Origin of the sequence: Lentilitoribacter sp. EG35 (assembly GCF_040784015.1) — a bacterium.
Lineage (GTDB): Bacteria > Pseudomonadota > Alphaproteobacteria > Rhizobiales > Rhizobiaceae > Lentilitoribacter.
On record NZ_JBFNGQ010000008.1, the window covers coordinates 1 to 12,568 of the forward strand.

The 12,568-nt window shown below is 45.3% G+C and carries 13 protein-coding genes and 1 pseudogene; 6 read left to right on the forward strand and 8 right to left on the reverse strand.

Translation table 11 applies throughout. The features are described 5' to 3' along the window. Positions 1-122 precede the first annotated feature (122 nt). Positions 123-1,211 (reverse strand): Fic family protein, encoded by a 1,089-nt coding sequence (locus tag AB2J24_RS13870; protein ID WP_367385888.1) that lies wholly within the window; start codon positions 1,209-1,211, stop codon positions 123-125. A gap of 186 nt (positions 1,212-1,397) precedes the next feature. Between AB2J24_RS13870 and AB2J24_RS13875 the strand changes: the two are divergent. The 3 genes and pseudogenes from AB2J24_RS13875 to AB2J24_RS13885 all read left to right on the forward strand — a co-directional run bounded on the left by AB2J24_RS13875 (position 1,398) and on the right by AB2J24_RS13885 (position 3,255). Continuing rightward, positions 1,398-2,107, forward strand: a pseudogene (locus AB2J24_RS13875) (IS6 family transposase). A 304-nt stretch (positions 2,108-2,411) separates the two neighbouring features. Continuing rightward, positions 2,412-3,155 carry an SDR family oxidoreductase gene (locus tag AB2J24_RS13880; protein WP_367385889.1) on the forward strand — a complete coding sequence of 248 codons (744 nt, stop codon included), beginning with the start codon at positions 2,412-2,414 and terminating at the stop codon, positions 3,153-3,155. A 25-nt stretch (positions 3,156-3,180) separates the two neighbouring features. Further along, on the forward strand, positions 3,181-3,255 hold the full coding sequence (locus tag AB2J24_RS13885; protein ID WP_367386002.1) for a hypothetical protein: 75 nt from the start codon (positions 3,181-3,183) through the stop codon (positions 3,253-3,255). Positions 3,256-3,259: 4 nt separating this feature from the next. On the opposite strand, the gene AB2J24_RS13890 is transcribed toward AB2J24_RS13885, so the two are convergent. From AB2J24_RS13890 to AB2J24_RS13910, 5 genes are all read right to left on the reverse strand, one after another. Next, positions 3,260-4,501 (reverse strand): NAD(P)/FAD-dependent oxidoreductase, encoded by a 1,242-nt coding sequence (locus AB2J24_RS13890; protein WP_367385890.1) that lies wholly within the window; start codon positions 4,499-4,501, stop codon positions 3,260-3,262. A 220-nt stretch (positions 4,502-4,721) separates the two neighbouring features. Continuing rightward, positions 4,722-5,738, reverse strand: a complete 1,017-nt coding sequence (locus tag AB2J24_RS13895; protein ID WP_367385891.1) for a LacI family DNA-binding transcriptional regulator — start codon at positions 5,736-5,738, stop codon at positions 4,722-4,724. 61 nt (positions 5,739-5,799) lie between these two features. Then, complete coding sequence (locus AB2J24_RS13900) at positions 5,800-6,687, reverse strand: NAD(P)-dependent oxidoreductase (protein ID WP_367385892.1); 888 nt, start codon at positions 6,685-6,687, stop codon at positions 5,800-5,802. Then, positions 6,688-7,215, reverse strand: a complete 528-nt coding sequence (locus AB2J24_RS13905) for a gluconokinase (protein ID WP_367385893.1) — start codon at positions 7,213-7,215, stop codon at positions 6,688-6,690. Between the two features lie 10 nt (positions 7,216-7,225). Continuing rightward, on the reverse strand, positions 7,226-7,993 hold the full coding sequence (locus AB2J24_RS13910) for an SDR family oxidoreductase (RefSeq protein WP_367385894.1): 768 nt from the start codon (positions 7,991-7,993) through the stop codon (positions 7,226-7,228). Between the two features lie 100 nt (positions 7,994-8,093). Here AB2J24_RS13910 and AB2J24_RS13915 point away from each other — a divergent pair, with 100 nt between their 5' ends. Both AB2J24_RS13915 and AB2J24_RS13920 read left to right on the forward strand, forming a co-directional pair. Further along, the gene (locus tag AB2J24_RS13915) at positions 8,094-9,041 is read left to right on the forward strand and encodes a 2-hydroxyacid dehydrogenase (RefSeq protein ID WP_367385895.1); all 948 of its coding nucleotides are present in this window, start codon (positions 8,094-8,096) and stop codon (positions 9,039-9,041) included. A gap of 9 nt (positions 9,042-9,050) precedes the next feature. After that, entirely contained in the window at positions 9,051-10,088 is a 1,038-nt protein-coding gene (locus AB2J24_RS13920) for an L-idonate 5-dehydrogenase (protein ID WP_367385896.1), read from the forward strand. A gap of 19 nt (positions 10,089-10,107) precedes the next feature. Here AB2J24_RS13920 and AB2J24_RS13925 read toward each other — a convergent pair whose 3' ends face one another. After that, a complete protein-coding gene (locus AB2J24_RS13925) occupies positions 10,108-10,530 on the reverse strand; it encodes a GlcG/HbpS family heme-binding protein (protein WP_367385897.1) in 423 nt (140 codons plus the stop codon). A gap of 69 nt (positions 10,531-10,599) precedes the next feature. On the opposite strand from AB2J24_RS13925, the gene AB2J24_RS13930 reads away from it, so the two are divergent. Then, positions 10,600-11,499, forward strand: coding sequence for an SMP-30/gluconolactonase/LRE family protein (locus AB2J24_RS13930; protein ID WP_367385898.1), 900 nt, complete (start codon positions 10,600-10,602; stop codon positions 11,497-11,499). An 11-nt stretch (positions 11,500-11,510) separates the two neighbouring features. On the opposite strand, the gene AB2J24_RS13935 is transcribed toward AB2J24_RS13930, so the two are convergent. Next, positions 11,511-12,530, reverse strand: coding sequence for a LacI family DNA-binding transcriptional regulator (locus tag AB2J24_RS13935; RefSeq protein ID WP_197742897.1), 1,020 nt, complete (start codon positions 12,528-12,530; stop codon positions 11,511-11,513). Positions 12,531-12,568: the final 38 nt, after the last annotated feature.

Sequence of the window (12,568 nt, forward strand, 5' to 3'; positions counted from 1 at the left end):
CCGTAGCCGCAGCATTTGAACCTCAGTTAACCAGTAAAGATTGCTCATTATAAACTCCATCTTAGTCAATAAAATGAATCAGAGCTGATGTAACTTTGCAAGATAATTAATGGGTCCTGAGCCTAGGGTAAATCCAACCAATACCTTGTATACCGCCGCTCTCCTGTTCGCTTGAGCGCACCTTTTTCGATGAGGTTTGCCAGATCGCGTGTCGCTGTAGCGCGCGCGGCTCCAGTGATTGAGATATAATTTTCCGCGCTTAGACCACCTTTGAAACCATCGGGGCCTTCTTTAAACATACGCGCTATAACTTTATCCTGGCGTTCGTTCAACTGATCTCTGAGAGCATCATATAGCTTTGTTTTAGCAATCAGGAACTCGATCAAGCGAAGCGAATAGTTTTGGGCATCAAGAATTGTTTGTGCAAAGTATTCAAGCCATCCCGTAATCTCGATCCCTTTATTGAATTCTTCAAGCTTTTGATAATAGGCTTTCTTATTTGATTGGATAGTAGCAGATAAAGAAAGCAATGTTGGTTGCTTTAGGCTTTGGGAAAGTGCTTTTTCGGCGATTGCACGTCCAATACGTCCATTTCCATCTTCAAAGGGATGAATACATTCAAAATATAAATGTGCAATCCCCGCGCGTGTTAGCGGCGATAATTTAGTGCTGTTGTTAAACCAATCAATAAATTTGATCATTTCAGCTTTAACTGAATTCGATGGTGGGGCTTCAAAATGAACTTTTGCAGTATAATCTGCGCCGGAAACAATCTGCATTGGCTCCTTATGGGTGCGGTACTGACCAATATCAGTTAGATCATTGCGACCACTTGTGAGCATCTTATGCCAGTCATACATCATTTTGTCAGATAAAGGCTCTTCATAAGTTCGATAGAGAACGGTCATCATTTCCGCAATACCTTGTTCAGCGGGTGCCACGCGACCTAATTTCGTTTCTAGTCCGAAATTACGCTTGATAGATGATTGAACCGAATCTCGATTAAGGTATTCGCCTTCAATCTCAGATGTCTTTATGGCCTCTGTGCTGATTAGATCAACGACCAATTCATCATATTGGTCAGTGCTGACATGTTTAAGCGCTCCAATAACGATACCGCTTTGGCGCAGAAACGATGCTTCCAGCTCTGATAGTTTATTGCTATCATAGCTGAAATACGGCCATTCTTCGTGTTGCCAGTTCCATCTCATGAGTTATAAGATTCCTTTCTATAACTCACAATATCATCATTTCATGAGTTATAGAAGCAAATTCTATAACTCATAACCTATGGCCCAAATGGCGGATTCACTGCGTTAAATGAAGACTTGGGTCGATATCTACCGCGAGGATATTGCCAAGTTGTTTCAGGTCTCCGCATCTTGTAGTCAAATGCGATGAATAATTTTGCAGTCTTGCCCAGCATCAAGGGCTTCCGTTTTCCGCGAGCGATCATATTATACGCTGTTTGGACGTAATACCGCTTTAATTTGAGCACCGCCGATGTCGAAGATCTTTTGGCAGAACGCGGAATCATTGTTAGCCATGAAGCGATCCGTCTTTGTGTCAATCGCTTTGGCCGGCATTACGCAGATTGCATTAGGCGCGATCGTCCGCGGCCGAACGACAAGCGGTATATAGACGAGGTCGTGATTACGATCCGTGGCAAGAAGCTCTGGTTGTGGCGTGCGATCGACGCGGATGGTGACGTGCTAGACATTCTGGTGCAAACACGCCGTAATGCCATGGCAGCAAAGCGCTTTTTCCCAAGACTGGTTGCCCAGTTTGGCGAACTAAGGGTCGTCATCACCGACAAATTACGCAGTTACATCAAGCCTATCAAAACACTGGCACCGGACGCGGAGCACCGCGCCCACAAAGGCCTAAACAACGCGATCGAAGTATCACACAGGCCAACCCACAAACGAGAGAAAATAATTGGTCGATTCAAGTCTCATCGACAGGCTCAGGGGTTTCTGTCTGCACATGACCAGATCAATCTAATCTTCCGACCCGCCGTTACCAACTCACCGCGAGGTCATACCGTCACGCCCGCAACGATGCATTCAGCCTCTGGGCCGACTATACCGCTGAAATGGAGGCATGAAATTGCCTTTGCCCACTCTTTACAATTGACCGTCAACAACCTGGCAATACCACTCTGAGAATTACGCCATCCTGGACTGTTTAAAGATCGCTATGTTCATTACTGTTCAACGTTGCTGTTTTCTGGCTAAACTCATAATTGACAAATCCAATTGTCCGTGTTTTCTCACCATTTTTTCAAGTTTTCTATATATTTGTTACCGATAACATTCTATAATAATTCCAACTACACGACGTCGAAATTAAAAACGACTTATCAATATGGTACGCAAGTTTTGCATGCCTAATTGGATGGGAGAAACAATATGACAAGAATAGCACTTATCACTGGTGGTGGCTCAGGTATCGGCTTTGCATGCGCCAGAACATTGGCTCAGAGTGGGTACCATACCATATTAACAGGCCGCAGAGAGCAGGCGTTGATTGAAGCATGTGAGATGATCGGAACTGATAGAAGCTCTGCAATTGCCTGCGATGTTACGTCAGAAGAAGATGTTGATGCATTATTTGCTCAGATCGAAAAGGATCATAACCGCCTGGATGTGTTGTTTAACAATGCTGGTAACAATGTGCCCGCTGCACCAATTGGTGATGTGCCTGTTGCCGACTTTAAAACCGTTATCAACGTCAACCTTATAGGTGCATTTACAATGGCTCGCGGCGCATTTAATCTTATGCGTAAACAAACACCGCAAGGTGGCCGTATTATTAATAACGGTTCTATCTCTGCATCAATGCCGCGTCCAGGTTCTTCTCCATACACAGCATCAAAACACGCTATCACTGGATTAACGCGGACAATTTCATTAGATGGTCGGCCTTACAATATCGCTTGTGGCCAGATAGACATTGGTAATGCCGCCTCTGATATGACAGCCAAGATGGGTGCTGGCGTGCCTCAAGCCGACTTATCCATTAAACCAGAACCAGTTATGGACGTTCAACACGTCGCAGATTCTGTTCTGCATATGGCTAACCTTCCACTTAATGCAAATGTTCAGTTTATGACTGTTATGGCAACGACAATGCCATTTATAGGCCGCGGTTGAATGCTGTAATTAAAACACTTGCCAAGTGGCACATGTGGAAGAAAGTGAAGCTTTTATTGTAGCCAATGGATTTCTAACTCATTCTACAGTTTTAAAATAAACATCTAAAACCGGGTCACACTATAGGGCGAAAGATCAATATCAGGACGCTCACCGCATATTAGCTGCCCCATCAACTTTGCCGTGGTTGCTGCATAAGTCATTCCAAGATGACCATGACCGGTGGCGTAGAAGACACCGGGTGTTTTGGCTGATGGTGACATGACTGGAATGGTGTCCGGCAATGCCGGGCGATGACCCATCCACTCGGAAATGTTCTGAATTTTCAGGTTTGGCAACGCTTTGCGAGCATGCTTAACTGTGATTTTAGCGCGTTTATAGTTAGGTGTTGCATTCAAACCTGCCAATTCGACAGTACCTCCGACACGAATGCCTCCCGCCGTTGGACTAACCATAAATGCTTTGGCTGGCCAAATAATCGAATGTTTGATTGTGATGTCCGGAGCCATGATCTGAGTGTGGTAGCCGCGTTCCGTTTCCAGTGGTATAGGCTCTCCCAACAACCTTGAGAGGCCGCCGGTGAATGCACCAGCACAAAGCACCACATTATCAGCTTCTAAAATAGTTCCACCTTGTAAATGCACCCCGGAAATACGTGCTCCACGTTTAAAACCAGTAACTTTTGATTGTTGTACTTGACCTCCAAGAGCCTTGAATCTTGCGACAAGCTGAACAACCATTTGGTATGGATCCGTGAGTGTACGGTTGTCTGGCAATAAAACTGCTTTAGTGATTTTATCGGATATTTCCGGCTCCAGATCACGAATTTTGCTATGCTCAATTATCTCGTAGTCAAACCCATGACGATGAAGCATTTCAATACGTTCACGGTCCCCCGCAAACTCACGATCATTTGCATATAGTGACAAGCAGCCTTGTTTTGATACCCGCACACCGCCATCAATCTCAGCTAATAGTTCCTCTGTATCAGCCAGCGATCTTTGACAAAGCTCGGCTCCCGCACACTCTAACTTTTGAACCGTCGATGGATTGCTGGCAAGAATAAAACGAGAGAACCAAGGGATCAGGCGGGGGAAATATTTTGGGCTGACACTTACCGGTCCCTCCGGATCGATTAGCCAACCAGGCATATGCCTCCAGGTCGACATGCGAGCCAATGGCATAAATTCAGTCACGGCAACAGATGCCATATTTCCAAACGATGCTCCCTGACCTGGAGCATTGCCATCAACCATCACAACATTTCGACCACGTTTTTGCAGCTCATATGCAATCGATGCGCCGATAATTCCAGCGCCGACGACAACAGTGGTTTTTGAACTCATTTAAACTCTCACAACTTAGAGTGATAACCTCAGCATATTCACCAACGCTCAAGTGGATCTTACCTATCTAGATGATTTATACGATTTGTCCATCCTGCCTGATCCGATCAAGCAAGATACAACTTTTACAACCTGAAACAGCTATATTTAGGCATAGCGGGTTAGGGTAAGTAAACCATGCTCTGCGCACTTCTAAAAACTGACAACCACAATCGTACTATTAGGCACTTTGACGTTTAATTAGGCGCGGTTTGGTTTGAACAACCTTGTTACTCTCACGTCTGCTGTCAGACAGAAGATCAACGATCTTTTCAGCAGCTAACTGTCCAATTAATGCAGCACCAACATCAATTGTTGTAATTGATGGATTTGAAAATAGACCAAGCTCATAGGCACCAAACCCTCCGATTGCTATAGTATCAGGTACTGATAGATCAAGTCTCTTACATTCGGTTACCGCACCAAATGCGACGGGATCTGAAACACACATAATCGCATGAGTATCGGGCCATTCTTTCAGGATATGTTTTAGGCCGTTAACACCCGGTTCCATAGAAAATGGGGACTGTTCCTGAAACGATATTCTGCTCGCATCTAAACCGTGTTTTTCGAGCGTTTTACAAAACCCTTCATAACGATCACGTCCGCGGCTATCTCGAGAATTATCACCACCAATAAAACCAATCTTTGTATGACCTTGCTTGATGAAATGTTCGATCATCAATTCTGCAGCATATGCGTTTGAAAAACCCACAACCTGGTCGACTGGATTCTCAGGAATATCCCAAGTTTCTACGACCGGTATGCCCGAATTCTCAAGTAAATTTCTGCATCTGTCTGTATGAACACCACCCGTTACGATAATCGCTTCCGGGCGCTTTTTTAGAAGCTGAGTGATAAGCTGTTCTTCACGATCCACATGATAATTTGAGTAACCCAACAAGACCTGAAGGTCATTTTTTGCTAAAACGTCAGAGAGCGCTTTTACTGTGTCGGCAAAATTTCCATTGTTTATCGATGGTATCGTAACAGCAACGAAACCAGAGCGACCTGAGGAAAATTCAGAGGCCCTTGTATCAAGAACATAGCCCAGATCGTCAGCTGCTTTTTGAATTTTGTCTCGTGTCGCTTTACTAACGGACGTTTCAGGCTTTAAGGCGCGCGAAACAGTCATGCTAGAAACGCCAGCAAGTTTTGCAACATCCGCCATAGTGGCTAGTTTTGGTTTATCCTTCACAACTTTTCCTCTACCCCGCCTGAACCAACTTTGACCGATCCTCTTTGCAAGCTATTTCCATTTACTTAAAGTTTGCCTTATCAGGCCCTTTGAAATATTCCATTAAAACAGGCAAATCTTCTTCACCCAGTCCTGACGCAACCAACATTTTATAAATCTCCATACATGCCGCTGTCACAGGCATAGATGTATTTGTTTCCAATGCCAAATTCTGGGCAAAATTTAGATCCTTGACCATATTAGCCAGGCGACCTTGACGGTCATAATCTTTAATAGCATAGCGCGGCATATATTCTTGCAAAACGGCACTATCTGCGCGACCTCCTGCAAGGGCTGCCGGAATTTTAGTCGCATCAACACCGGCATCCAGGGCCAATTGAGTGGCCTCAGCGACCGCAACAAAATTAAGTCCACATAGCACTTGATTGATAATCTTCGTTGTTTGGCCAGCGCCACTTGGGCCCATGTGAGACATATTGGATGCAAGAAGCTTAAGGCATTCCATTGCCTTCTTGACATGGCCACCTTCTCCACCCAGCATTAATGTCAGTTCACCGATAAGGGCCTTTGGTGCTCCGCCGGATAAAGGTGCATCCACCCAGCCAATATTATGCTCTGCCGCCTTTTCAGCAAATCTGCGGGTTTCAGTGGGATCAATTGAGGACATATCAATAAACAAAGTTTCAGGGCCTGCGCCTTCAACTGCACCGCCATTGCCAAAAGCAGCAACTTCAACAATTCTCGACGCATTCAAACTGAAAATTACAAATTCTGAAGCTTGTGCAGCATCAGCTGCTGAGTTTGACGAGATTGCACCCTTGGCAACAAGTTCGGCTACCCGTTCTTTATCAAGATCAAAGACAAACAGCTCACAACCTTCAGATAGAAGACGAGTTCCTATTGCTCCACCCATAGCACCAGCGCCGATTAATCCAACTTTATATGCCATCTAATTGCCTTTGTTCTGATCTGTTATTAAACTTAAAATTTGATCCAAAATCCGCTGCTGTGAGAAGGAGATATCAACAGTAATAGAAGTTTCTTCGTTTGATAAAGGTTCAAGCGCTGCAAACTGGCTATCCAGTAGATCTGTCGGCATAAAATGACCTGCTCTCCTCTTCATACGATCGGCGATGACCTCTTTGGATCCAGACAAATGAATAAAAGTAATTCCTTCGCCAGCTTCCCGACGCAACAAATCTCTATATGAACGCTTAAGAGCAGAGCATCCTGTAAAAGCAAGACCCTCTGTTTTTGACATTTCCTGAGCTATTATTTTTAGCCATGGCCAACGATCTTCATCTGTTAGCGGTTCGCCATTGCTCATCTTCTTGATATTGACCATAGGATGGAACTCATCTCCTTCTAGATAAGTTCCTCCAAGTTGGCCAACAAGAGCATTTCCAACTGTGGACTTACCACAACCTGCAACTCCCATAACCACAAAGAGACGTTTATTGTTATTGATCTCAATCATACAAAAATGCTTATAAGCTAGCCGTGATTCCACCATCCACGTAAAGCGTATGGCCATTTACAAAGCTGGATGCGGCAGAACTTAGGAAAACGCACGCGCCAACAAGCTCATCTACATTTCCCCACCTACCCGCAGGTGTTCGCTTTTCAAGCCAGGCACTGAATTCAGGGTCAGCCACTAATGCTGCATTTAGCGGCGTATCAAAATAACCCGGTGCAATCGCATTGCACTGCAGACCATATTTCGCCCAGTCTGTTGCCATGCCTTTTGTTAAGTTTCCAACGGCACCCTTTGTGGCGGTATAAGGAGCAATACCAGGCCGAGCGAGCATGGTTTGGACTGATGCGATATTGATGATCTTTCCAGCCTTACGCCCTATCATATGACGCGCAACTGCTTGCCCAACACTGAACACAGAAGCGACATTTGTAGTCAGCAATTTTTGGAACATATCTGCGGGGTAGTCTTCCAGTGCAGTTCTGAATTGCATACCGGCATTATTGACCAAAATATCAATGGCTCCGTGTTCTTTTTCAAATCCGTCGACTACGTCTCGCACGCCGTCATGATCTGTTGCATCAAAAGCCAGTTCAGTAACATTAATACCCTCAGACCTTAGTTGATCAGCGGCATTTTTTAGTTTTTCGACATCTCGACCATTTAAAATGATCTTGGCACCTGATGCCGCCAAACCTTTTGCAAGCGCGTATCCAATCCCTTGAGATGAGCCTGTGATCAATGCAGTTTTTCCATTAAGGTCAAATAAGTTCTGTGTCATCGTTTAACTTTCGAATTCTGTTGGCAAATTTTACTGGACAGTGTTTAGCTCCACGTCTATATGTTATCGATAACAATTACAAGCAATATCGGAACATTGAATGGCAAAAGTTGAAATTCTCCAAATCGGCCCTTATTCGGAGCGAGATGAAAAAATGCTGCGAGAACACTTCCATGTTCATCGATATTTTGAGGTTGATGACAAAGAAAATTTTATAAAAATGCATAGCTCATCAATTAAAGCGATCGCGACACGTGGTGACCTCGGCGCGGATCGTGAATTAATCCATTCATTTCCAAATCTGGAGATTATCAGCGTTTACGGTGTTGGTTTTGATGCCGTTGATATTGAGGCGGCAAAAGAAAAGAATATCCATGTAACGAACACACCGGATGTTCTGACAAAGGATGTGGCGGATCTAGCCGTCGCAATGATGTTAGCTCTTGGCCGAAACGTTGCAGGTGCCGAAACCTTCGTAAAATCGGGAGAATGGGTGCGCAAAGGCATGCTCCCTCTTACCCGGCGTGTTCATGGAAAACGTGTCGGCATTCTAGGTCTGGGGCGAATTGGTTATGAGATCGCGCGTCGGCTTACCGGTTTTGACATGGATATTTCCTACAGCGCCCGTGCACCGCATAATCTTAAAGAAGATTGGCCGTTTATCGCTAACACCATAGAATTAGCAAAGAACAGCGACATTCTCTTTGTATCGCTCTCGGCCTCGGCAGAAACAAAACATATTATCAACAAAGACGTGCTCAATGCGCTTGGACCGGATGGGATGGTAATCAATGTTTCTCGTGCTGCAAATATAGATGAAACTGCACTTCTGGACGCGCTAGAGGCGGGCACTGTCGGGTCAGCCGCGCTTGATGTGTTTGAAGGTGAACCTCATCTCAACCCACGATTTCTTGAGCTTGATAATGTGTTATTACAACCTCACCATGGCTCTGGTACAGTCGAAACACGCGAGGCAATGGGTGACCTTGTTCTTGCAAATCTCATAGCTCAATTTGATGGTAAACCACTACTATCTCCGGTTACATAAGGTAATTTTATGCGTTCGATTGTAATTCACAAAGCTAAAGATCTTCGAATTGAAGAGACTCAACTTGATACGCTAAAGGCAGGTGAAGTTTTAATTCGCATCGCAACAGGCGGTATCTGCGGCTCCGATCTCCATTACTACAATCATGGCGGAATTGGCGATACAATTAAAGTCAAAGAACCAATGATTCTGGGCCACGAAGTTTCCGGTTACATCGAGGAACTAGGTGAAGGTGTTAGTGGGTTTGCCGTTGGTGACCTTATTGCTCTGTCACCATCACGACCTTGCAATAACTGCCAATATTGCGCCGAAGGTTTACAAAATCATTGTGAAAATATGCGGTTTTATGGATCAGCAATGCCGTTCCCACATATTCAAGGCGCATTCCGGGAGAAGATTGTCGCCAATGCAAACCAATGCGTCAAAGCGAATGGGCTAACTGCTGGAGAAGCTGCGATGGGTGAGCCATTGTCAGTTTGCCTACATGGTGTCCGTCGCGCTGGAGAAATGCTAGGAAAGAAAGTACTGATCACGGGGTCAGGTCCCATTGGCACATTATGTGTACTGGCAGCGCGTGCAGCGGGTGCTGCAGAAATTATAGTCACAGATCTCGAAGATGCAGCTCTTGCCTATGCTACAAAAGTTGGCGCAGATAAAGTTATTAATATGGCCAAAGCAAGCGCAGACCTTGATCAGTACAAAGCTGGCAAAGGATATTTTGATGTCTTGTTTGAATGCTCGGGCGCAGCTCCGGCTCTCGCTGCTGGAATTTCGACCATGCGTCCTCGTGGCCTGGTAATGCAACTCGGCCTTGGCGGGGATATGACAGTTCCAATGCAGGCACTTACTGCCAAAGAGCTAGATTTACGCGGCTCATTCCGTTTTCATGAGGAATTTGAAATTGCTGTTCGCCTTATGCAGCAAAAACAAATTGATGTACGCCCTTTAATTTCCCACACAGTGAAACTGGATGACGCCATCAAAGGTTTTGAAATCGCCGGAGACCGCACCCAAGCAATGAAGGCCCAAATAGAGTTCTCCACTTAACCAAGTGGAGACAAGCTCTTTAGCTGAAATCTACCTGTGCGCCGACAGCCTCAAGCGCTGTGAGCGCAACCTCAATATCTTGTTCGCCAGAACCTGATCCCACTCCGATACCACCTACACAAACACCATCTTTGATGATAGGTAAACCGCCTGCTAAGCCAGTAACATTACCAGATGTTGCTGCAGAGATTGCAGGCCTTACAGCTTCTGGGACATTTGAACTTGGTCCACGAATGGATGCCGCCGTTAATGCTTTCGACAGGGCACTTTTGCGACTTAAGAACTTTGCGCCAGTCATTCTGATTTCGCCAAGAAGCTCGCCGCTTGCATCAACAATGACGACACATTGCGGCTGATCCAGAGCTTCTGCTTTATTAACAGCAGCCTGAAGCATTGCCAAAGTTGCGCTGTGAGTTAGGATGAGACTTGTTTTAAAATTCATGTGGGTTTTCCACTTGTTGTTTACAAAATATATGTTATCGATAACAAAAATTGATGCGGAGATAAATAGATGTCGTTCTATGAAGCAGCGGATCCACTCTTTTCTACCTATGTGCTGGGAAATGCGCCTGTTAAACAATTAGCAACTGGTTTTGACTGGGTAGAAGGCCCTGTCTGGTTCGGAGATGCAAATTGCCTTCTGTTCTCTGACATTCCAAATAATCGAATCATGAGATGGACCCCGGGTGATGGTATTTCTATCTATCGCGAACCATCAAACTACACCAATGGCCATACGCGGGATCTGCAAGGGCGGCTTGTTTCGTGTGAACATGGCACACGTAGAGTAACGCGAACCGAGCATGATGGATCAATCACCATTATTGCCGACAGTTTCGAAGGAAAACCGCTAAACTCGCCAAATGATGTTATCGTAAAATCAGATGGTTCAATTTGGTTCTCCGATCCGCATTATGGCATCATGACCAATTATGAAGGCTTCAAGTCCAAACAAGAACTCCCGTGTCAGGTTTATCGGATTAATCCCGATACCAAAGAGATTTCGGCTGTTGTTACCGATCTTGACTGTCCCAACGGGCTCGCCTTTTCTCATGATGAGACGAAATTATATGTGGCTGACACGGGAAAGATATTTGACGAGAATGCCAATCGCCTTATTCGCTGTTATGCCGTTGAGGGAAACAATGTCGATGACGGCACAGACTTTCATACAGTAGCGCCTGGGTGTGCCGATGGTTTCCGGCTAGATGAAGACGGAAATGTATGGACATCTGCAGGAGATGGCGTACATTGCATCAGCCCGACTGGTAAATTTCTGGGTAAAATCCTTGTTCCTGAAACTGTCTCGAACATATGTTTTGGTGGTAGAGCAAAGCATCAATTGTTCATCACAGCGACAACCAGCCTCTACACCATTACTTTAAACAGAAGCGGTATTCAGAAACCCTAGATTGCACCTAGTTAAACAGTTTCACCAGGAATAAGGCGCGTTTCAACAACGGTTACGTCTTTTGTCGGCTCATTCCGAATTCGGGCAACAAGCGCCTCGGCTGCCGCCTTTCCTAAAGTCTGGGTTGCCACTGTTGTGGTCGTCAGTTTCCGTGGGAGTACAGAGGTAACCTCCATCCCGCCCCAACCGGCAATCGCGATATCGGCAGGAACATCTATGCCAAGTTTTTGACAATAGAATAGGCCACCTACAGCCATCGTATCATCTTGATAATAAATAGCATCGATGTCACTTGTGCGGCTAAGTACATTTTCGGTTCCGTAATAACCTGAATAAAAACCTGCATGATCAACCAAAATCTCTTTGGATACCAAGCCAAGCGACATATCACTTAATGCTGCCTCAAACCCATCAAGTCTCGTCTCATTGGTACCACCCTCATTTCGATTAGCCCCAACGTAGGCGATTTTCTGATAGCCTTTAGACAGCATATATCTAGCCATCTCGTGCCCGCAATCGAAATGATTGAAACCCACGGAAACATCTAATGGGCTGGTATTTAAGTTCCAAATCTCAACAATTGGTATAGCTTGTGCTTTTAAAATATCGAGCGTCGCTGGCGTATGTTTTCGACCGCTCAGAATAACACCTGCCGGGCGCCATGCCAAAATGGCGCGTAACCATTCTTCCTCAGTGTCAGACGATCTCTCGTGCGCACCAATCATCGTCTGATAACCGTACTTTAGAAATGTACGATCTATTGAATCCAACACCGGGCCATAAAGGCCACTGGTTAAACTAGGAACGGAAACACCAATGAGAGTTGATGTTTCAAATGAGCCAAATGCGGCTGCAATCCGATTAGGCACATAGCCCAAACGATCAACCTGCTGCATAACCTTGTTGCGCGTTTCTTCTGTGAAACCATCAGCATTTCTTAACACGCGTGAAGCGGTCATCTTGGAAACTCCTGCAGCAGCAGCCACTTCACTTAATGTTGCCCCTCGTTTTCTCGTTGATTTTTTTGCCAATTTCGCGCCGCTCTAAAAAAGTAAGTTATCGGTAACAT

Bases quoted from the DNA above. Each gene is read 5' to 3' on its own strand.
- AB2J24_RS13900 (WP_367385892.1), bottom strand. From the start codon at position 6,687: ATGGCATATAAAGTTGGATTAATCGGCGCTGGTGCTATGGGTGGAGCA.
- AB2J24_RS13890 (WP_367385890.1), bottom strand. From the start codon at position 4,501: ATGAGTTCAAAAACCACTGTTGTCGTCGGCGCTGGAATTATCGGCGCA.
- AB2J24_RS13880 (WP_367385889.1), top strand. From the start codon at position 2,412: ATGACAAGAATAGCACTTATCACTGGTGGTGGCTCAGGTATCGGCTTT.
- AB2J24_RS13920 (WP_367385896.1), top strand. From the start codon at position 9,051: ATGCGTTCGATTGTAATTCACAAAGCTAAAGATCTTCGAATTGAAGAG.
- AB2J24_RS13915 (WP_367385895.1), top strand. From the start codon at position 8,094: ATGGCAAAAGTTGAAATTCTCCAAATCGGCCCTTATTCGGAGCGAGAT.
- AB2J24_RS13925 (WP_367385897.1), bottom strand. From the start codon at position 10,530: ATGAATTTTAAAACAAGTCTCATCCTAACTCACAGCGCAACTTTGGCA.
- AB2J24_RS13930 (WP_367385898.1), top strand. From the start codon at position 10,600: ATGTCGTTCTATGAAGCAGCGGATCCACTCTTTTCTACCTATGTGCTG.
- AB2J24_RS13910 (WP_367385894.1), bottom strand. From the start codon at position 7,993: ATGACACAGAACTTATTTGACCTTAATGGAAAAACTGCATTGATCACA.
- AB2J24_RS13870 (WP_367385888.1), bottom strand. From the start codon at position 1,211: ATGAGATGGAACTGGCAACACGAAGAATGGCCGTATTTCAGCTATGAT.
- AB2J24_RS13905 (WP_367385893.1), bottom strand. From the start codon at position 7,215: ATGATTGAGATCAATAACAATAAACGTCTCTTTGTGGTTATGGGAGTT.